Consider the following 21,008-nt stretch of genomic DNA (forward strand, 5'->3'; position numbering starts at 1 on the left):
GGCGGCTAACTGACGAAGCCGATCTTGGTGTAGTCGTAGGTGGCCAGGCCGGGAGCGCCGTAGTTGGCGACGGTGGTCCGTACGCCGTAGTTGCCCGGATCCTGGGTGAGCGGCAGCGAGAAACCCTCTTCGAAAACCTTGCGGTCCACCTGGTTCGCGAGTTCGATGGCCTTCTTCGGATCCAATTCACTGAGGGTCTGCTCGATCAGTGCGTTCAACTCCGGGGAGCCGATGCGACCGAAATTGCTCTGCTCGTCATCGGGGTGGTAGGCGTAGATCTGCGGGATGCTCCCGAACGGGAATGCGTCACCCGAGAACTGGAACTGCGCGATATCGAAATCGCCGGGGATCATCGCGTCGGTGAAGAAACCCTGGCGTTGCCGGGTGGCGATGGTCAGCTTCACGCCGACCTTCGCGAGGTCGCCCTGGACGATCTGCGCGACCCGAACCCAGGTGGGGTCGTTGTACATCACATCGCGAATCTCGAGGCGGCGGCCGTCTTCGACCCGCACATCGCCCTGCTGTTTCCAGCCCAGTGCATCGAGTTCGCGCGCCGCGGCCGCGGGATCGTAGGGCAGGCTGTTGTCCTGATAGCCCTCTTGTCCCTGGACGAAGATGTGATTGTTCAACGGCTTCGGATTCGACACCAGACCGTTTTCGATCGCATTCGCGATGCCCTGCCGATCGATGGCCTTCGATATCGCCACCCGCAGTGCGGGATCGGCCAGAATCGAACCGGGCGCGCCGTTGAAGGTGATGTGCCGCCACAGATTTCCCGGTGCGTGGCGTACGACGAGTTCGGAACCGCTGCGCACGGTCGCCAGATCCTCGATGGAGTTCAGGCGTGCGGCGTCGAGTTCGTTGTTCTGCAGGGCCGCCGCATATGCGGACTGATCCATCACACTGAAGGTGATGGTGTCCAGTTTCGGAGTATCGCCCCACCATTTCGGATTGCGGCCCAGCACGATTCGGCCCTGCGTGCGATCGGTGGAGCGGACCACGAACGGCCCGGAGGTGAGCGCGATGCCGCCGGCGAGCGCGCGATTGAAGGTATCCGGATCGGCGGTGACCGATTTCGGATACAGCATCGCGTTTCCGGCGAACTGACCGCGCCAATCCGCGTAAGGCTGTTTGAAGGTGATCACGGCCTGTCGGTCGTCGACCCCGCGTTCGACCTTGTCGACCCGATCGAATCCGTTGTTGATCGCGATCAGATAGCGGGTGTCCACACTCGACAGCGCATGGGCTTGGGAGGCGATGTCCTCCCAGGTGATCGGTGATCCGTCACTCCACACCGCCTTGGGGTTGATGGTGTAGGTGACCTGTTGCGGATCGGTGCCGGTCAGCTGGATATCGGTGAAACAGTCCTTGTTGATCGTCAATTGGCCGGTCGCGTCGATCAGGTACGACCGCGGCATCAACGGCCACAGCACCTCCCCGGTCTCCAACTCGTTGCCGTCGATGGACAGGGAATTCCAATTGGCCGGATATCCGCTGATCGCCAACCGCAGGTTGCCGCCGTCGCGCACCGCATCGCGCGGCTGCGGATTGATGTCGTTGGCGGTCCCGAGTGCCGCGGGCCCGTTCGTGGTGTTCACCGATGCGCAGCCGGCCAGCGCGATGCCCACCCCGGCCGCCACTACGACAGCGGCCGAACGGAATGCCCGGGAACGTATCCTCACGACGAACTCCTAGCGCGCGACGACCGGAAGCGGAACCGCGTCGATCAGCGCGCGGGTGTACTCGTGCTGCGGCGACGCGAAAATCTGCTCGGCCGGACCGGATTCGACGATCTTGCCGCGATACATGACCGCGATATCGTGCGCGAGATTGCGGACCACCGAAAGGTCGTGGGAGACGAACAGATACGACAGCCCGCGTTCGGCCTGCAGATCCCGCAGGAGGTTGAGCACCCCGGCCTGAATGGAAACGTCGAGCGAGGACACCGGCTCGTCGAGTACCAGCAGTTGCGGGTCCAGCGCCATCGCCCGCGCGATATTGATGCGCTGCTTCTGCCCACCCGAGAAATCGGCCGGATAGCGATCGGCGTGTTCGGCGCGAAGTCCTACCTGCTTCAGCAATTCCGGTACCCGCTTGCGGATTTCGTCGCGGGACCGGCCGTCGACGCGCAACGGCTCGGCCAGGGCGTCGAAAATCGGCAGGCGCGGATCCAGCGAGGACGCCGGATCCTGGAACACGATCTGCAATTTGCGGCGGATATCGCGTTTGCCCTGCTTGCTCAGCGTCGCGACATCCTCGCCGAAGACCTCGATCGCGCCCGACTGCGGCTGCACGAGGTCCATGATCTGGCTCAGCGTCGTCGATTTCCCGGATCCGGATTCACCGACGAGCGCGAGTGTGCGGCCCTTGCGGACCGCGAAGTCGACGCCGTCGACCGCGCGCACCTCGCCGGTGCGGCGCTTGAAGACCACACCGGAGGTGACCGGGAACGTCTTGATCAGGCCCGAAACCCGCAGCACCACATCGGAATCGACGGGTTCCGGCGCGGCGACGCTGTCGGTGTCGTGGCGGTAGGCGGCGAACAGGTCCGCGGTCCCCACCTCGGCGGTGCGGATGCAGGCCGCCCGGTGCGCGGGCGCGGTTTCTTGCAGTGGCGGCTCCGCGGCCAGGCAGTCGTCGATCGAGACCGGGCAGCGCGGCGCGAAGGGACAGCCCGGCGGCAGGGCGTGCATGGGCGGGGGAGTACCCACGATCGGGATGAGCGGCGCCCGGGCCGGACCGTCCATCCGCGGGATGGAACCGAGCAGGCCGACGGTGTACGGCATCCGCGGCGAGTTGAACAGCTCTGCGGCGGGGGCGTTTTCGACGATCCGTCCGGCGTACATCACCGCCACCCGGTCGGCCAGCGTGGCCGCGATCCCCATGTCGTGGGTGATCATGATGACGCCGGCGCCGGTGATGTCGCGCGCCTTGCGCAGCAGGTCGAGGATCTGCGCCTGCACCGTCACATCCAAGGCGGTGGTGGGTTCGTCGCAGATGATCAGTTCCGGATCGTTGGCGATCGCCATCGCGATCACCACGCGCTGGCGCATACCGCCGGAGAATTCGTGCGGAAAAGCCTTGGCGCGCGCGGCCGGTTCGGGAATACCGACCAGATCGAGCAGCTCCACGGCCCGGGCCGCGGCCTGCGACTTGCTCATCTTCTTGTGGGCGACCAGAGCCTCGGCGATCTGATCACCGACCCGGTAGACGGGCGTGAGCGCCGAGAGCGGGTCCTGGAAGACCATGCTGATCCGCGTCCCGCGCAGCGCCGAAAGCTGCTTGTCGCCCATGCCGAGCAACTCCCGGCCCCGCAGGCGGATCGAGCCGCGGATGCGGGCCTGATCGGGCAGCAACCCCATCACGGCCAGCGAGGACACCGATTTACCGGAACCCGACTCGCCGACGATGGCCAGCACCTCACCGTCGGCGACGGTGTAGTTCACTCCGCGCACCGCGTCGATGCGGCCCTCCTCGCTGGGGAAGGACACATGCAGGTCCGACACCTCCAGCAGGGGTGCGGTCGTGCTGCGCCGCGCGTCCGCCCGGTCGGCGGATTCGGTGGTGCGATCGGTCATGCCGCTTCAATCCTCTTGTCCGCCTGCTCATCCGGACCGGCACCGGAGGTTCGCGCCGACTTCCCGCGCTGCGCCTTGTCCCGCTTCGCCGCCCGGTCGGCCTTCCGGCCCGCACGCGCGCCCTTGGAACTCGGGTCGAAGGCGTCGCGCAGGCCGTCGCCGACGAGGTTGGCGCACAGCACGATCGCGATCAGGAAACCACCCGGGAACAGGAACAACCACGGGAAGGTCAAGGCCGATTTGGTGCCGAAGGCGATCAGCGAGCCCAGTGACACGTCCGGCGGTTGCACACCGAATCCGAGGAAGCTCAAACCCGTTTCGGACATGATCGCTGCGCCGACGGCGAGAGTGGTGTCGATGATCAGGATCGAGGCGATATTCGGCACGATGTGGGTGACGATCACCGAACGCGTCGAAGCGCCCATATACCGTGCCGCACGGACGAATTCGCGTTCGCGCAGGCTCAGCGTCAATCCGCGCACGATGCGGGCGCTGATCATCCAGCTGAACCCGGCCAGCAACACGATCAGCAGCAGAATCGAACTGCTGCCCTTGGTGCGCGGGGCGAAGATCGCGATGATGATGAAGCTGGGAACCACCAGCAGCAGGTCGACCAGCCACATGATCGCGCGGTCGGTCCAGCCGCCGAGCAGACCCGCGATCGACCCCGCCGTGACCGCGACCAGCGAGGTCAGCACGGCCACGCAGATGCCGATGATCAGCGATTTCTGCAAACCGTGCAGAGTCTGGGCCAGCATGTCCTGGCCGATCTCGTTGGTTCCGAACCAGTGCTGCGGCGAGGGGGGCTGCAGCAGCGCGTACGGGTCGCGCTCCTGATAGTCGTAGGAAAGGAACGGCGGAATCGCGAAGGCGCCGATCAGCATGATGATCAGCACGGTCGCGCCGACGACGGCGGGCTTGTTGCGCAGGAACCTGCGCCACACCAGCTTTCGGCGTCCGGCCGCAGCGGGTTCCGGCGCGCCCTGCGCGATGATCTCGGTTTCGGTCACTTTCTCGCCCCGATCATCCGACCCGCACTCGCGGATCCAGAATCGCATACACGATGTCGGACAGCAGGCCCGAAACCAGCACCACGAATCCCGCGAACACCGTGACGGTCACCACGATGTAAATGTCCTGCGCGTTGATCCCGTCGACGAGCCATTCACCGACGCCGTGCCAGCCGAAGATCTTCTCGGTGAAGGTGGCCCCGGTGATCAGCGCGCCGAGGCTGTAGGCGAACAGGGTCGCCATCGGAATCAGCGCGGTGCGCAGGCCGTGTTTGTAGAGCGCACGGCGGCGGGTGAGTCCCTTGGCCCGCGCGGTGCGGATGAAGTCGCTCTGCAGCACGTCGAGCATGGCGTTGCGCTGGTAGCGGCTGTAACCGGCCATCGCACCCAGGGCGAGACCGAGGCTCGGGACGATCATGTGCTGCACTCGGTCGACGAACTGATTCCACACCCCGTGCACGGCATTGGCCGAGGTTTCACCGGTATAGAGGAATATCTGCTGCCCCGCGGCCGAATTTATTTCCAGCGCACCGTATTTCAGTAGCGTGGCCAACAGGAAGATAGGCGTGCTGAGCACCAGCAGGGAAAATATTGTCGTGAAGTAATCGCTGAACCGATATTGCCGGATCGCACCGGCCGCGCCGATCAGCACGCCGAGGACCGTTCCGACGACCGAGCCCACGATCAGCAACCGCAGACTGACCCCGATCCGGCGCGGCAGTTCCTGGCTGACCGGCTGCCCCGTCAGGGTCGTGCCGAAGTCACCGTGCACCACGCCGCCGACCCAGGTGAGGTAGCGCTGCGGGATCGGCTGGTCGAGATGCAGTTCGTGGGCCTTGGCATCGATCACCGACTGCGGCGGTCGCGGATTGCGCTGTTCGAGGCTGTCCAGCGGGCGAAATGTCAGCGACGCCAGACTGAAAGCCAGGAATGACGCCAGCGCCAGCAGCACGACATAGTTGAGCGCACGTCGTAGCAGAAAGCCGGTCATCGGTCCCCTCGGGTCGGTTACTAGCCCCTGATCATAGGGAATGGTCTCGAGTCCACCGGTGACATCGTGCACCACTTCCGGCCCACTCGCAGGCGGGGCGCGGGCAAATGATTACAGCCGCGCCGGAATTTCGGGCAGGATGGAATAGGTGACGCGTCTGCCGAAGCCGAAGATGGTGGCCACCGATGTCGATGGCACGCTGCTCGACGAATGGGAACGGGTGACGCCGCGCACCCGTACCGCGGTGGCCGCGCTGATCGCCGACGGAGTGCCGTTCGTGCTGGCCACGGGTCGTCCGCCGCGCTGGATCGATCCGGTGGTCGAGGGCCTGGGCTTTCCTCCGCTGTGTGTCTGCGGCAACGGCGCGGTGATCTACGACAGTGCCGCCGATCGCATCTTGCACACCAGCACATTGGATGTGGAGAGTCTGGCGTGGATCGCCGACCTCGCCGAGCGCGTGCTACCCGGCTGCGGGCTGGCCGCCGAGCGCGTGGGCCGCAGCGCGCACGATGCCGCGACGCCGCAGTTCGTCAGCTCACCCGAATACGAGCACGCCTGGCTGAATCCGGACGACACCCAAGTGTCGCGGCAGGAGGTCATCTCGGCGCCGGCGATCAAGATGCTGATCCGGCTGCGGGGAACGCCCAGCGCGGAGATGCAGTCGGCCCTGGAACCCCACCTGGCCGGGCGCGCCGACATCACCTATTCCACCAACAACGGGCTCATCGAACTGTCCGCGCCCGGGATCACGAAGGCCGCCGGCCTGAGCGTGGTCGCCGAGCGGCTCGGGGTGGACCCGGCGGCGATCCTCGCCTTCGGCGATATGCCCAACGACGTGCCGATGCTCCGGATGGCCGGGCACGGCGTGGCGATGGGCAACGCCCACCCCGAAGCCCAGGCCGCCGCCGACGAGATCACCGCCTCCAACTCGGAGGACGGCGTCGCGCTGGTGCTCGAGCGCTGGTGGGAGAGCTGAGGACGTTGCCGGCCTCGGCCTTCAGCCCGCGGGGGCCGGAGGAATGGGCTGCGACGGCGCCGCCGCAGCGGACTCGGGCGCGGGCGGCGCTTCGGGAGCGGGGGCTGCCGGCGCCTCCGGTGCTGCTTGGGCATCGGGTGCCGGCTGCGCATCGGGTGCCGGCTGGGGTGCGGCCGATGCTTGCGGATCGGAAGGCGCGGGCGCGTCCGGAGCCGTCGGCGGGACCGGGGCGTCCGCGACGGGCAGTGCCTGCGGAATCGGCTCGCCCGCCGGGCCGGGTTGCGCCCCACCGTGTTTCAGCAGGGTGGTGACGACGCCGGTGGCGGTGTCGAGAACCAGTGAGCCGAGCCGGAAATCGGCCCGCTGACCGCCGGGAACCGGATACGGATTGCGCAAAGGCGTTCCGAGCGCCCCGGATTCGGCGCCGAGCTGGACGAAGCGGTCGAGGATCCGGCCTGCCAGCTCGACGATCGAGCCGTCGGGCGCGGCGTAGACGTAGCCGTTGACGAACTTGGCGTACTGGCCGCCGTCGCCGGTCGGTGTCGGTTCGGAGGAGGCGGCGCCGAGGTGTCCGTCCGGACCGCCCTGCCCCGCCCAGTATGTGGCGATGGCATTCGCCAGAGCCGCCAGATCCGCATGCGCGCGTTCGTCTTTCGGAGCCGCGGGCGCGGTGCCGGCGGCGACGCCCGCGGCGATCTCGCGGATGCGATCCATGCGCGCATAGGCGGCATCACCGGGGCAGGTGGTATTGCCGACGTCGCGATGTGCGAACACGATCGGCAGGTCCACCGCCGCACCCTCGGCGTACGGGGTGTAGCCGGTGCCCTCGGAGTACATGGTGGTGTGGCCCTCGGGGTCCAGTCCCGCGATCTTGGCCCGCCAGCCGACGAACTGCCCGGTGGCCTGGAGCTGGGCGTCGCTGGGCGGTTCGGTCTCGAAATCACCCATCATCGCCACGCCCGCGGTGTTCTCGTTGAAACCGCCCGCGTGCGCGCCCTCGACCGGGCGGTCCAGACCGCCGTAGCGGCCCTCGAAGATCTGGCCGTACTTGTCGACCAGTGCGTTGTAGCCGATATCGCACCAGCCCAGCGTCTTGGCGTGATACGCGTAGATCGCGCGCACGATGCCCGCGGACTCGGCCTTGGTGTAGTCGTTGCGCCCGGCGGTGTGGTGCACGGTGATTCCGCCCAGCCCGTCGTCGTAGGTGGGTTCCTCGCAGCGCAGCGATTCGTCGGCGCCCCACTGCGCGCGGCTGATCACCTTCGGCCCGCCGCCCGGTAGCGGCGCGGCGACGGAGGCCAGGTTGTCGTCGATCGCGCCGCGCCCGGGATTGATCAGCACCGCCGAGAGTTGCGACGCGGCCTGCTGCGCCGGGTCGTCGGAGCGGCCGGCGGCCGGGGTGATCGCCTTGTGGGTGGTCAGTATCTGAACCGCCTTGGTCTCGCCGACGTAGATCGGTTCGGTGCCGGACCGGGCGGGGGCGGCCGCGTGATCGCTGCGATCGGTATCGACCCGATCGGCCGGGAACCACGGTCCCCAGGTGCCGTCGGCCTGCTGGGCGCGGATCAGAGAGGTGGTGTCGGCCAGTTCCTTCGCGGTCAGCGCGACCATGCTGAACGGGGTGTCGCGAGTCAATTCCTTGACCTCCGCACCGACCTGATCGGCCATATCCGGTGGTACGGCACCGGGGGACAGGGCGGGGGCGGCGGGGTCGGCGCCGGGAACCTGTGCGGGGTCGAGCGGAGCGGCGATGAAGCCGGGGCCGGCGTGCGCGGGGGAGGCGGCGGGAGTCCGCGTCGGCGCGGCGGGGGCGGGAGCCTGCGGGGTGACCGGACCGGCGTACGGCGTCGGGGTCGGGGTGGTGGTCGTCGGATCACCGAATTGGGGTAGTGGGATCTCGCTGGGTAGCTGTAGGCCCGGCGGGGCGGGTAGGCCGGGCGGGACGGGAATCGACTTCGGCAGCGGGAGTTTCCGCAAGTCGGACAGGCGCAGATCGGGCAGGTTCAAGCCGGTGAGTTCGCGCAGCGGCAACACGATGTCGGGAGCGGACGCCAAGGCCACCTCGGCGAGTTGCGCGGATATCGCGGCAAGATCGCTGTCGCCCGCTGGGTGATAGCCGGGAGAGTCGCGCAGCGTCAGCGTCGCGAGCGGGGCGGCGACCGCGAGAGTCGCGACCACGGGGAGGACGACGGAACGTTTCGGACGGCGGTACGGCACGAGCATCTCCCATTCAGGTAGAACCGGTGACCGTCAGCGTGGAACAGGGTGGCGCGCGGGGTTGATTCCTGACGGATCGATGGTCACACTAGTCCCAAATGCCACAGATCTAAACCTTTGGTTGAGGATTAGGTCTAGGATAGCTCGAATGTAACTTCCCCGTAGCCGTCCGAGTGCGCGCCGCGACGTCCGATGGGCGCCGTCCGCACACCACAGGAGGGTTCGATGACCCGGACCGAAGCCGACCGCGGCGGCGCCGCGCCGCCGCCGGAACACTCGAACAGCGCACCCGCGGACGGGGTCGTGGGCGGATTCCGCAGCCGACTCCGGCGTCGGCACGGTGAACTGCTGCGTCGTCGGCGGATTCGGCGCGGCGCGCTGATCGGATTGATCGGGGTCCCGGTGACCGGCGGGATCGTCGTCGCCTTCGCGGTGCCGATGTTCGGTTCGGGCACTCGCAACGCTGCCTATCAGGCGGCTGCGGGCCCCGGGCACGGGCGCGGGATGAGTCAAGTGGGCGCGTTCGACCAGGCCACGGCGGGCGCGACAGCCGACGGCATTCTGGCGCACTACTACCCGGGCGCACAACTCGGAACGATCGGGCCGACCACGGTCCGGGTGCGGCTCACCGTCTACGACAAGGAAACGCTCGACGTGTACTCCGATTCCGGGCTGACCGTCGCCGGCCGGCGGGTCGTGGCGGGACAGGCCGCGCACCTGACCCCGACGCCGGACGGCGGAGCGAACGTCGTGGTGACCATCGGTTGTGACGGCGATGTGCTGTGGCAGGGCTCCACCGACGACCCCTGGGCCTACCCCGCCGACCCGGGTCCCGATCGGCCCGCGGCCGAACATCTGAAGGTGTGCGACGGCTCGAGTTTCCGTGGGGTTCTCGGTGTTACGCAGGACAACGGGCAGCCGGTGACGGTGAATCAGCTCGACGTCGAGGACTACCTGCTCGGTGTGGTTCCGGCGGAGATGGAGGCCAATTGGGCCGACAAGGGCGGCGCGGAGGCGCTGCGGGCGCAGGCTGTCGCGTCCCGCTCGTACGCCTTGGCCGAACACCGCTACCCGTATGCCCAGACCTGCGACACCACCGACTGTCAGATGTATCCCGGCACCGACAAGGAAGATCCGCGCGCGGCCGACGCGGTCCACTCCACCGCGGGGCAGGTGCTGATGCGTGACGGCCACATTCTGCGCACCGAGTATTCGGCGGCGCCCGGCGGCGGGCAGCCGATCGACATCACTACTCTCGAGGTCGGGCCGACACCCGCGGAACTGGAATCGGCGCCCGGCGCTCCGGCCGCTCCCGCTCCGGCGGCACCCGAACAAGCGGTGCCCGAACAGGCGGTGCCCGAACAAGCGGTGCCCGAACAAGCGGTGCGCGGCAATACCGCCATCGATGCGAAGTATGCCGAAAGTGGCGGCGCGGCAGGGCCTTTGGGCGACCCGATGGGTCCGGAGTCGTTGTTGCCGGGCAAGGTCGGAACCTTCCGCCTGTACAAGGGCGGCGTCATCATCGCGACCCCGACCCTCGGCGCCCAGATCGTCGATTACGCCCGCCTGCTGCAGATCGCGCCGCAGGTCAGCCAGAGCGCTGGGGAGGGCGCCGGGGTGCAGGCCGCGGCTCCCGGCGGCACGCGAACACCGGGGACGGCGGCGACTCCCATCCCACCACCGGCTCCCAGCGGGCAGAATGCCGCCGCCGGTCCCGGCCCGGCGGACTCCGCCGGTACTCCGGCTGCCGCGACCGGTACTCCGGCTGCCGCGACCGGCACTTCGGCTGCCACGACCGGCGCTCCGGCTGCCCCGACCGGCGCACCGGCCGACTCGTCGGCAGCGGGTATCGCGGCGCCCGACCACAACGCGCCCGTGCCGGAGGCAGCCACGCCGCAGCAGATTCCGGGTTAGCGGACTGCACCTCGCGTGTCCGATGTCGCGCGGCGGGGTTCGCCGACACCGCCGGTCTCGCCCGCACCCGGGACCGGATCGTCGGCGCTGTTGTAGTAGCCCCGCTCAGCCCAGCGAGGTGTCGTCCAGTGATTCGGACAGGCGGCGGAGCAGGTCGGCGAGCTGGTCGAGATCGGTGCGGCTCATGCCGGACAGCAGGCGGATCTCGTTGTCGACGTGCAGCGGCATGAGCTCGTCGATCACTTCCCGTCCGCGGTCGGTGAGCTGGACTCGGATGGTTCGCCGGTCCTTGGCATCGGGAACTCGGCGGACCAGATCCTTGGCGGCCATGCGGTCGATGCGATTGGTGATCGCGCCCGAGGTCACCATGGTGGCCTTGATCAGGTCGCCCGCGGTGAGGCCGTCGGGACCGCCGGAGCGGCGCAGCGTGGTCAGCACGTCGAACTCCCAGTATTCGAGGCCGTAGCGGGCGAAGAAGTCCTTCATCTCGCGCTCGAGCCGGCGGCCCAAGCGCTTCATCCGGCCGATGACGTGGGTCGGCCACACGTCGAGTTCCGGGCGGACGCGACCCCAGTCCGCGACGATCCGATCCACGGCGTCGCTCATCGGTCTCCTCTCGTGCGCAATATCTCAACGTTCAGATACTTGACATTAAGACACTCGCTGGTGTCGGATTATCTCAACGTTGAGATTATCAATGAGGAGATACCGTGATGATTCGCACCGCCGCCCGCGGTTCGACTGCCGCGATCCTCGCGATCACCGGTCTGGCCCCGCTGGTGTGGGGCACCACGTACGCCGTCACGTCCGAGTTCCTGCCGCCGGAGCGGCCGATGTTCACCGCGTTGATGCGCGCCCTCCCGGCCGGATTGGTGTTGCTGGGCGCCACCCGGGTGCTGCCGCGCGGCCGTTGGATCGGGCGTGCCGCACTGCTCGGAGTGCTCAATATCGGAGCCTTCTTCCCGTTGCTGTTCCTCGCCGCATACCGGCTGCCCGGCGGTGTGGCGGCCGTATTGGGTTCGGCCGCACCGCTGTTCGCGCTCGGGTTCGCGGCGCTCCTGCTGCGGGTGCGGCCGAGCGGTCGCAAACTGCTGGCCGCGGCGATCGGCATGCTGGGGGTGGCATTGGTGGTGCTGCGGGCGAATGCCGCGCTGGACCCGATCGGTGTGCTGGCCGGACTGGCCGGCGCGGCATCGATGGCCGCGGGAACGGTGCTGACCGGTCATTGGGGTCGGCCGGAAGGGGTCGGCCCGCTGGCGTTCACGAGCTGGCAGCTGACCGCGGGCGGAGTGGTCCTGCTGCCGTTGGCGCTGCTCACCGAGGGTGCGCCGCCCGCTCTGGACGCCCCGGCGATCGGCGGATACCTCTATCTGGGCGCGCTCGGCACCGCGGCCGCCTACGCCCTCTGGTTTCGCGGTTTGGCTCGGGTGCCGGCCACGTCGGTCGCCTTCCTCGGCCTGCTGAGCCCGCTCTCCGCGGCGGTGATCGGATGGGCCGCGCTCGGCCAGTCGCTGACCCCGTTGCAGGTGCTGGGCATGATGATCGCGCTGGGTGGCACGGCGCTTGGCCAGGTGGGCGATCGCGCGCAGAAGCCGGCCGAGCATTCGCTGTCACCGGTAACCATCGATGCGCCCGAACTCGCCGATCCTCCGCAACTTTCGTCGGACGACACCGATTCGATCGGACCCGAAGACCCTTCGGCGCACATCTCCCGAGTCCGCTGATTCCTTGGCAGGAGTGAAAGACCATGCACATCACCGTTTTCGGTGCCGCGGGAACCGCCGGCAGCCGGATCGTGCACGAGGCGCTGTCGCGCGGCCACGAGGTCACCGCCGTCGGCCGCAGCGTCGAGCGCCCGAATGTGCTGTCCGCAGCGGTGAACTTCCGCGCCGCGGACGCCACCGACCCGGCCCAGGTGAAGGATGTCACCGCCGGGAGCGATGTGGTCATCAGCGCGACCAGGCCCCGCCCCGGGCGCGAGAACGAAATGGCGGATGTGGCCGCGGCGCTGCTGGAGGGATTGCGCAACACCGGAATCCGCCTGCTGGTCGTGGGCGGCGCGGGCGATCTGATCGTGCCCGGAACCGGCTCGACCGTCATGCAGATGCCCGACTTTCCGCCGGACTGGCGGCCGATCGCCCTGGCCTGTCACGCGCAACGCGAGGTATTCCGCAGCGCGGCAACCGATGTCGAGTGGACCTACCTCAGCCCGCCGGCCCTGCTCGAGCCCGGCGAACGCCGCGGAAGCTACCGGACCGGCCTCGACGAACTGCTCAGCGACAGCACGGGCACCTCGTACATCTCGATGGAGGACCTCGCCGTCGCACTCCTCGACGAGGCCGAGAATCCGCGCCACGCCCGCACGCGCTTCACGGTCGCCTACTGAATGTTTCGGGCCGAACGAACCTCGCGGACAGGGCTTTATCTCCGCCTTAAGGATGGGCCAACCACCACGGCGACGATAGGGAGACATCCGGTGAGCCGGCTTCCCCGTGATGCGGGTTCACCTCGTACCGACGTCGTCCGCAGGCGGTAGAGTTCCTGCCCGAGAGAAGGGGGAGGCCGATGAGCTATCCGTATGGACCCGGCTACGGGGGTAATGGTTATCCGCCGGCGGGCTATCCGCCGCCCGGGTATCCGCCTGCGGGGTATCCGGCGCCGGGGTATGCGCCCTACGGTTATCAGGAGCCGCGGCCGAGTGGTGGCGCGGCGATCACGGCCGGCGTTTTCGCACTGCTGCTGGCGTTGCTGGCCGCGTTCGGAATCATCGGTTTGCTCAGTGCGGCAAGCAATCTGAATCGTTCGTACGGCTCGTACAGTTCGCACAGCAGCGGTTCGGGCGACATCTTCTATGTCATGGCCGCGGTCGACGGTCTGATCGCGCTGCTGTGGGCCGTCGGCGGAATCATGCTGATGAACCACAAGAATGCCGGGCGCGTGATGCTGGTCGCGCTGTCCTCGCTCGGGCTGCTGGGCGGTCTCGCGGGGATCGTCATGGCGTTGGCCAACGGCGTGCCCGCGGCATCGATCGGTGGAATTGTCGGACTGCTGTTCGCGGTGCTGATGCTGAGCCTGACGCTGTCCGGTTCGGCGAAGCGGTGGTGTGGCGTGGGCATGCCCGCCTATCCGCCCGCCGCGTACTACGGCCAGCCTCCCTACCCGTACTGAGAGACGGTCGGCGGATGGGCGCCGCCGCGGCCGGGGCGTTCGTCCATCCCGGGAGCGGTATGGGTGGCGTGTGGTCTCGATGGAAACGGTGTCCGCGTCAACCCCCGGTGACGCCCCGGTGAACACTTCCCGGCCCCTCGCGGCGAGATTCCGCTACCCCTGCCGGTCCGCGCACGGCCGTGACCACCGTCCCCGCTACCGAGACCTACGGCGTGCAGACGCGGTGACCCGCTACGGCTACGCTGGGCTCCCGTGACCGTCGCAGCTCCCTTCGATCTGATCGTCGTCGGCTCCGGATTCTTCGGGCTGACCGTTGCCGAACGCACCGCCAACCTGCTGGGAAAGCGGGTGCTCGTGGTCGAGCGCCGCTACCACCTGGGCGGTAACGCGTATTCGGAGGCGGATCCGGAAACCGGCATCGAAATCCACAAGTACGGTGCCCACCTCTTCCACACCTCCAACAAGCGAGTGTGGGATTACGTCAATCAGTTCACCGAGTTCACCGGTTACCAGCATCGGGTCTTCGCGATGCACAAGGGGCAGGCTTACCAGTTCCCGATGGGACTCGGCTTGATCTCGCAGTTCTTCGGCCGTTATTTCAGTCCCGAGGAGGCGCGGGCGCTGATCGCGGAGCAGTCCGCCGAGATCGAGACCAAAGATGCCGCGAACCTCGAGGAAAAGGCGATTTCGCTGATCGGCCGCCCGCTCTACGAGGCGTTCGTCCGCGATTACACCGCCAAGCAGTGGCAGACCGATCCCAAGGAGCTGCCCGCCGGCAATATCACCCGGCTGCCCGTGCGATACACCTTCGACAATCGCTATTTCAACGACACCTACGAGGGTCTGCCGGTCAACGGTTACACCGCCTGGCTGGAGAAGATGGCCGAATCGGATCTGATCGAGGTGCGCCTGAATACCGATTGGTTCGAGGTGCGCGACGAAATCCGCGCGCAGAATCCGGACGCGCCCGTCGTCTACACCGGCCCGCTGGACCGCTACTTCGACTACAGCGAGGGCGAACTGGGCTGGCGCACCATCGATTTCGAGACCGAAGTGCTCGAGACCGGCGACTTCCAGGGCACCTCGGTGATGAATTACAACGATGCCGATGTCCCGTTCACCCGCATCATCGAGCCGCGCCATTTCCACCCGGAGCGCGACGGCTATCCGGAGGACAAGACCGTCATCATGCGCGAATTCTCGCGATTCGCGCAGACCGGCGACGAGCCGTACTACCCGATCAACACCCCGGAGGACCGCGCGAAACTGCTCGCCTACCGCGAGCGGGCGAAGAACGAAACCGCGACGGCCAAGGTCGTTTTCGGCGGACGCCTGGGCACCTACCAGTATCTCGACATGCATATGGCCATCGGCAGCGCGTTGAGTACCTTCGACAACGTGCTGCGCCCGCATCTGGAATCCGGCGCACCGCTCACGGCCGGCGATCCCCAGTAATGTGCCACCGGCCCGTACCGCGGATGCAGGAAGTGAAATGACCGCACAAGTGACCCTCGAGGATATGAGCACCGAGACCCGCGCGAAATCCCTGCTGCAGCGCATCATTCTGCCTCGCCCCGGCGAGCCGCTGGATGTGCGGACGCTGTATCTGGAGGAATCGGCGACGAACGCTCGCCGCGCGCATGCTCCCACGCGCACCTCGCTGTCGATCGGCGCCGAATCGGAAGTGTCGTTCTGCACCTATTTCAATGCGGTGCCGGCCAGTTACTGGCGGCGCTGGACGATTCTGGAATCGGTGGTGCTGCGCCTGGACCTGTCCGGGCACGGCCGGGTGGACGTCTACCGCTCCAAGGCCGACGGTTCCCGGATCCACGTGCGCGGCAACGAATTCGCGACAGCCACGGCGGGCCGTGAATCGCTCACCGCGCCGGGCGATATCACCACCGTGGAATTCGAGGTCGATCTGGCGCCGTTCGAGGACGGCGGCTGGATCTGGTTCGACATCACCACCGATTCCGCGGTCGAATTGCGCAGCGGTGGGTGGTACGCCCCGGTCGAGGCGCCCGGTGAGGGCAGCATCGCGGTGGGCATGCCGACCTTCAACCGGCCCACCGACTGTGTGAACACTCTCGCGGCCCTCGGCTCCGATCCGCTGGTGCTGGAGAAGATCAAGGCCGTGATCATTCCCGATCAGGGCAATCGCAAGGCCGTGGACGAACCCGGATTCGCCGAGGCCGCCGCGGTTCTCGGCGACCGGCTCGCCATTCACGATCAGCCGAATCTCGGTGGTTCCGGCGGATACAGCCGCGTCATGTACGAGGCGCTGAAAACCACGGACGCGCAATACATCGTCTACATGGACGACGATATCGAGATCGAGCCGGACTGCATTCTGCGCGCGCTGGCCTTCGCCCGTTTCTCGCGCACACCCACGCTGGTGGGCGGCCAGATGCTGAATCTGCAGGAGCGTTCGCATCTGCACACCATGGGCGAGGTGGTCGACCGCGGCATCTGGATGTGGACCGCGGCGCCGAATGTCGAATACGACCACGATTTCTCGAAGTATCCGCTGCGCGACCGCGACAATTCCAAACTGCTGCACCGGCGCATCGATGTCGATTTCAACGGCTGGTGGACCTGCGTCATCCCGCGTGTGGTGGCCGAGCAGATCGGTCAGCCGCTGCCGCTGTTCCTGAAGTGGGACGACGTGGAGTACGGGCTGCGCGCCCGGGCGGCCGGATATCCGACGGTCACGTTGCCGGGCGCGGCGGTCTGGCACATGGCGTGGAGCGACAAGGACGACGCCATCGACTGGCAGGCGTATTTCCACCTGCGCAACCGCCTGGTGGTCGCGGCGCTGCACCTCGGCAACGACGGCCGTCCGATGATCGTCAATACGGTCAAGGCGACGCTGAAACATCTGCTGTGCCTGGAATATTCGACGGTCGCCATTCAGAACCAGGCGATTCGCGATTTCCTCGCCGGACCGGACAAGCTGTTCGAACTGCTGCCCACCGCGCTGGGCCAGGTCGCCGCGATGCGCAAGGAATTCCCGGATGCGGTGATCGTCGGCTCCTCGACGGACCTGCCGCTGCCCAGCGGCGCCGATGTGGGCGCGGTCGGTGAACCGTCGAATCCGCTGGCCAAGATCGTCCGGCTCGGTAAGGGCGTGGTGCACAATCTGCGCAATGCCAAGACCGAACATCACGATCGCCCGCAGTTGAACGTCCCGACACTGGACGCGCGTTGGTTCCTGCTCTCGCAGGTCGACGGGGTTACCGTGACCACAGCCGACGGGCGTGGCGTGGTCTACCGCAAGCGTGATCCGCGTCAGGCCCGGGAGCTGTTCACCGAGGCGATGCGGTTGCGCCGGGAACTGGCCGCGCGGTTCCCCGAGCTGCGGGAGCGGTACCGTGCCGCACACGCGCGCTTGACCAGCACCGCGGCCTGGGAGAACGCGTTCGGAATCAACACTAGTGAGGACAAATGACCGCCCCAGCCTCCTCCGATCCGGCCGGCGCCCCGCATTTGCAGGTGGTGTCGGACCCCGAGGTGTCCAAGCCCGCGGAGGTCAAGATCCTCAACGCCGTCCAGGGCGCCATCGGCACCCCGCCGGTGATCAAGGCCGCGCGCGGGATGTCGCATTTCGGTGAGCACGCGCTCGGCTGGATGGCCATCGGCGCCGCGGGCGCACTGGTCGACAAGTCCCGCCGGCGTCAGTGGGCCGGAGTCGCGGTCGGCGCGTTCGGGGCGCACGCCGCCTCGGTCGTCATCAAGCGCGTCGTCCGGCGCCCGCGCCCGCACGATCCATCGGTGCAGGTCAACGTGTCGACGCCGAGCAAACTGAGCTTCCCGTCCTCGCACGCCACCTCCACGACGGCGGCGGCCGTGTTGCTCGGGAAGTTGACCGGGCTACCCTTGCCTGCGGTGCTCGTGCCGCCGATGCTGCTCTCCCGGGTCGTTCTGGGAGTGCACTATCCCTCCGACGTGCTCGCCGGATCCGCTCTGGGTGCGGCATCCGCCGCAGCCGTGCTAGCCGCCGAAAAGAGATTCGCCAGTGACCGCACAGGAAAGAACCCTCGCTGATATGAGTGAAGAGCCGACCGGCACCGACCTCGACGAAGCCGTCCTCAAGGGTCCGCCGAAGACGCTGGCCGGCGGAATCGTCAAGGCCGTGCGGCCACGGCAGTGGGTGAAGAACGTCCTCGTGCTGGCGGCGCCGCTGGCCGCGGGCAAGGACGCGGCCTCCGGTGCGTACGTGCTGGCGGATGCGACCGTGGTCGCCCATATCGCGATCGCGTTCGTCGTGTTCTGCATGGCGGCCTCGGGTATCTACCTGGTCAACGACGCGCTCGACGTCGAGGCCGACCGCGCGCACCCCACCAAGCGCTTCCGGCCCATCGCGGCCGGCGTGGTGCCGGTGAACCTGGCGTATTCGCTCTCCGCGGTGCTGCTGGTCGGCTCGATCGCGGCGTCGTTCCTGGCGTCCTGGCATCTGGCCGTCGTGATGGCGGTCTACATCGGCATTCAGCTGGCCTACTGCTTCGGCCTGAAACACCAAGCGGTGCTCGACATCTGCATCGTGTCCTCGGGCTTCCTGCTGCGCGCGGTCGCCGGTGGCGCGGCCGCCGATATCCGGCTCTCGCAGTGGTTCCTGCTGATCATGGCCTTCGGTTCGCTGTTCATGGCGGCCGGTAAGCGCTACGCGGAGTTGAAGATCGCGCTCGACACCGGCGCCAAGATCCGCAAGTCGCTGCAGTACTACACACCCACCTACCTGCGCTTCATCTGGACCCTGTCGGCCACCGCAGTGGTGGTCTTCTACGGGCTGTGGGCCTTCGAAACCGATCACAAGCACACCCAGTGGTTCGCGATCTCGATGATTCCGTTTACCATCGCAGTCCTGCGCTACGCGGTCGACGTCGATGGCGGCGAGGCCGGGGAACCCGAAGAGATCGCGCTGGGGGATCGCATATTGCAGCTCCTGGCCATCGCCTGGATCGGAGCGGTAGGTGTCGCTGTCTATCTCACCTGACGAGATGCTGGTAGCGGGAGACGAACACGGGGAGGGGGCAGACGCGGAGTCGTCCGATCGCGCACTACAGCGCGATGACGATGCCGCGCGTCGCCTTTCGGTGCTCTCCCGCACGGTATTCGTCGGTGGGGTGATCGTCACCGTCGCGTTGTTCGGTATCGGTGCCTGGCAACGGCGCTGGATCGCCGACGACGGCCTGATCGTCCTGCGCACCGTGCGCAATCTGCTGGCCGGGAACGGCCCGGTCTTCAACGCCGGCGAGCGGGTGGAGACCAATACCAGCGCGGCCTGGACGTATGTGATCTGGTTCTTCAGCTGGGTCAGCGACGCCCGGCTCGAATACGTCAGTCTGGCTGTCGCGCTGACCCTTTCGCTGCTGGCCGTGGTCTTCGCCATGGTGGGTTCGGCGCGGTTGTGGCGCCCGGTCACCCGCACCGCGCCGACGCTGCTGCTGCCCGCCGGTGCGCTGGTCTACATCGCCGTGCCGCCGGCTCGCGACTACGCCACCTCGGGCCTGGAGAACTGCCTGGTCATCTTCTGGCTCGGCGTGCTGTGGTGGCTGTTGCTGCGCTGGAGTCAGGACGAGAAGCCCGGCCTGGCAAAACTTCTCGTGGCCGGCTTCTGGGCCGGATTGTGCTGGGTGGTCCGCCCGGAGATGACCGTCATCGGCGGTCTGGCGCTGCTCATGCTGTTCTTCGCACCGGTCCCGCGTACCCGGTTGCGCCCGGTGCTGATTCGCGCGCTGCTGGTGGCGGTCGGCGGCGCGGTGCCGGTCGGCTATCAGATCTGGCGCATGGGCTACTACGGCCTGCCCTATCCGAACACCGCGGTGGCCAAGGAGGCCGGCGGCGCGAAATGGGGCCAGGGCCTGAAATATCTGTGGGATCTGGTCGGCCCGTACTACCTGTGGATTCCGCTGCTGGTCCTCGTCGTGGTGACCGCCGTGCTGCTGCGCGGGCGACGCCGCCGGACTCCCGATGCCAAACCGTCCGGCGAGACCGGACGACGGATCCGGCTGCAGCGGTGGCTGCGCTCTCCGGCCGCGGTGGTGACGCTGATGGTCGGCGGCGGTCTGCTGCTGGTGCTGTTCAATATGCGCGTCGGCGGCGACTTCATGCACGGCCGCATGCTGCTGCCGCAGCTGTTCTGCCTGATGCTGCCGGTTTCGGTGCTGCCGGTCCGGTTGCCGGTCGGCGATCGTTCCGAATGGCTGCGGTGGTCGTTCGCCCTGCCGTTGATCGCGTGGGCCGGGACGGTGGGTTGGGCGCTGTTCGCGGCCGACACCACCGCCGATACCTCGGGCGGGCAGATCAGTGCCTCGGGCATCGTGGACGAGCGGATCTACTACGTCCTCAACAGCGGGCACGACCACCCGGTGCTGGCCGAGGACTATCTGGACTACCCGCGCATGCGGGCCATGCTGCAGGACATCGCCGCCACGCCGGACGGTGGCCTGCTGATCAACTCGCCCTCGTTCATGATGTGGTACGTCGCGCCGCCGCCGCTGCCGATTCCGCCGGGCGGGTACGGGCACACCGTCTACTTCCTCAACCTGGGCATGACCAGCATGAACGTGCCGCTCAGCGTGCGCGTCATCGACCAGGAGGGCCTGGCCTACCCGTTGGCCGCGCATACCGACCGGCTGGCCGACGGACGTATCGGACACGACAAGAACCTGTATCCGGACTGGGTGATCGTCGATACCGGTATGGTCGACCAGCATCCGTGGATGCCGTGGTTCCTCGACGAGAAGTGGGTGCGCCAGGCGCGGACCGCGCTGTCGTGCCCGGCGACTCAGGATCTGCTCGCCTCGTATCGAGCCCCGCTGACGTGGGATCGGTTCAAGCACAATGTCATCCAGTCGCTGCATTTCGCGAAGTACCGCATCGACCGGGTGCCGAAATACGAGATCCAGCGTTGCCATCTGGTGGACCCGACGACACCGCCCCCGGTGCCGAACTAGACCGCCGACGACAACGAAGAAGTCGTGTATTAGTCTCGGTTTGATAACGCCGATGTATCGATTTCACGATACGCTCGGTGACGGACGTCCGTCGGGGGCGCATCTCAGCATGCGCACGGGTGATCATTCGCAGAGAAGAACAGCGGTCGGACGGGCCGCGCTACGGGAAAGGCCGGACAGGATATGCGAGGCGTGACT

At 67.4% G+C, this 21,008-nt stretch carries 16 protein-coding genes; 10 read left to right on the plus strand and 6 right to left on the minus strand.

Annotation, left to right across the window (positions count from 1 at the left end; all coding sequences use genetic code 11):
- Positions 1-5: 5 nt before the first annotated feature.
- Genes IG65_RS0121730 through IG65_RS0121745 form a run of 4 tightly spaced genes read right to left on the minus strand, consistent with a single transcriptional unit; the run spans position 6 to position 5,579 of the window.
- On the minus strand, positions 6-1,682 hold the full coding sequence (locus IG65_RS0121730) for an ABC transporter family substrate-binding protein (RefSeq protein ID WP_030516785.1): 1,677 nt from the start codon (positions 1,680-1,682) through the stop codon (positions 6-8).
- Between the two features lie 9 nt (positions 1,683-1,691).
- On the minus strand, positions 1,692-3,578 hold the full coding sequence (locus tag IG65_RS0121735) for an ABC transporter ATP-binding protein (protein WP_051756608.1): 1,887 nt from the start codon (positions 3,576-3,578) through the stop codon (positions 1,692-1,694).
- Entirely contained in the window at positions 3,575-4,588 is a 1,014-nt protein-coding gene (locus IG65_RS0121740; RefSeq protein WP_051756644.1) for an ABC transporter permease, read from the minus strand. The genes IG65_RS0121735 and IG65_RS0121740 overlap by 4 nt, the downstream gene beginning before the upstream one ends.
- A gap of 13 nt (positions 4,589-4,601) precedes the next feature.
- Entirely contained in the window at positions 4,602-5,579 is a 978-nt protein-coding gene (locus tag IG65_RS0121745) for an ABC transporter permease (RefSeq protein ID WP_030516788.1), read from the minus strand.
- Positions 5,580-5,751: 172 nt separating this feature from the next.
- Between IG65_RS0121745 and IG65_RS0121750 the strand changes: the two genes are divergently transcribed.
- Positions 5,752-6,555: a Cof-type HAD-IIB family hydrolase gene (locus IG65_RS0121750; RefSeq protein ID WP_030516789.1), complete on the plus strand. Its 804-nt coding sequence runs from the start codon at positions 5,752-5,754 to the stop codon at positions 6,553-6,555.
- 21 nt (positions 6,556-6,576) lie between these two features.
- Here the strand turns inward: IG65_RS0121750 and IG65_RS0121755 are convergent, their stop codons facing one another.
- Positions 6,577-8,778 (minus strand): N-acetylmuramoyl-L-alanine amidase, encoded by a 2,202-nt coding sequence (locus tag IG65_RS0121755; RefSeq protein ID WP_051756610.1) that lies wholly within the window; start codon positions 8,776-8,778, stop codon positions 6,577-6,579.
- A gap of 219 nt (positions 8,779-8,997) precedes the next feature.
- On the opposite strand from IG65_RS0121755, the gene IG65_RS0121760 reads away from it, so the two are divergent.
- On the plus strand, positions 8,998-10,686 hold the full coding sequence (locus IG65_RS0121760; protein WP_081879666.1) for a SpoIID/LytB domain-containing protein: 1,689 nt from the start codon (positions 8,998-9,000) through the stop codon (positions 10,684-10,686).
- 105 nt (positions 10,687-10,791) lie between these two features.
- Here the strand turns inward: IG65_RS0121760 and IG65_RS0121765 are convergent, their stop codons facing one another.
- Positions 10,792-11,292, minus strand: a complete 501-nt coding sequence (locus IG65_RS0121765) for a MarR family winged helix-turn-helix transcriptional regulator (RefSeq protein ID WP_030516792.1) — start codon at positions 11,290-11,292, stop codon at positions 10,792-10,794.
- A gap of 107 nt (positions 11,293-11,399) precedes the next feature.
- Between IG65_RS0121765 and IG65_RS0121770 the strand changes: the two genes are divergently transcribed.
- From IG65_RS0121770 to zomB, 8 genes are all read left to right on the plus strand, one after another.
- The gene (locus IG65_RS0121770; RefSeq protein WP_081879648.1) at positions 11,400-12,410 is read left to right on the plus strand and encodes an EamA family transporter; all 1,011 of its coding nucleotides are present in this window, start codon (positions 11,400-11,402) and stop codon (positions 12,408-12,410) included.
- A gap of 23 nt (positions 12,411-12,433) precedes the next feature.
- Positions 12,434-13,072: an NAD(P)-dependent oxidoreductase gene (locus IG65_RS0121775; protein WP_030516794.1), complete on the plus strand. Its 639-nt coding sequence runs from the start codon at positions 12,434-12,436 to the stop codon at positions 13,070-13,072.
- Between the two features lie 179 nt (positions 13,073-13,251).
- The gene (locus IG65_RS36030; RefSeq protein ID WP_051756615.1) at positions 13,252-13,854 is read left to right on the plus strand and encodes a hypothetical protein; all 603 of its coding nucleotides are present in this window, start codon (positions 13,252-13,254) and stop codon (positions 13,852-13,854) included.
- A gap of 252 nt (positions 13,855-14,106) precedes the next feature.
- Positions 14,107-15,309, plus strand: coding sequence for a UDP-galactopyranose mutase (gene glf / locus IG65_RS0121785; RefSeq protein WP_030516796.1), 1,203 nt, complete (start codon positions 14,107-14,109; stop codon positions 15,307-15,309).
- A gap of 37 nt (positions 15,310-15,346) precedes the next feature.
- Positions 15,347-17,302, plus strand: coding sequence for a glycosyltransferase (locus IG65_RS0121790; RefSeq protein WP_030516797.1), 1,956 nt, complete (start codon positions 15,347-15,349; stop codon positions 17,300-17,302).
- 62 nt (positions 17,303-17,364) lie between these two features.
- A complete protein-coding gene (locus tag IG65_RS0121795; protein ID WP_030516798.1) occupies positions 17,365-17,898 on the plus strand; it encodes a phosphatase PAP2 family protein in 534 nt (177 codons plus the stop codon).
- Between the two features lies 1 nt (position 17,899).
- Positions 17,900-18,847: a decaprenyl-phosphate phosphoribosyltransferase gene (locus tag IG65_RS0121800; RefSeq protein WP_030516799.1), complete on the plus strand. Its 948-nt coding sequence runs from the start codon at positions 17,900-17,902 to the stop codon at positions 18,845-18,847.
- 4 nt (positions 18,848-18,851) lie between these two features.
- On the plus strand, positions 18,852-20,810 hold the full coding sequence (gene zomB / locus IG65_RS0121805) for a flagellar motor control protein ZomB (protein ID WP_051756617.1): 1,959 nt from the start codon (positions 18,852-18,854) through the stop codon (positions 20,808-20,810).
- Positions 20,811-21,008 lie beyond the last annotated feature (198 nt).

The organism is Nocardia sp. NRRL WC-3656 (assembly GCF_000720265.1).
In the GTDB taxonomy this organism is placed as follows: Bacteria; Actinomycetota; Actinomycetes; order Mycobacteriales; family Mycobacteriaceae; genus Nocardia; species Nocardia nova.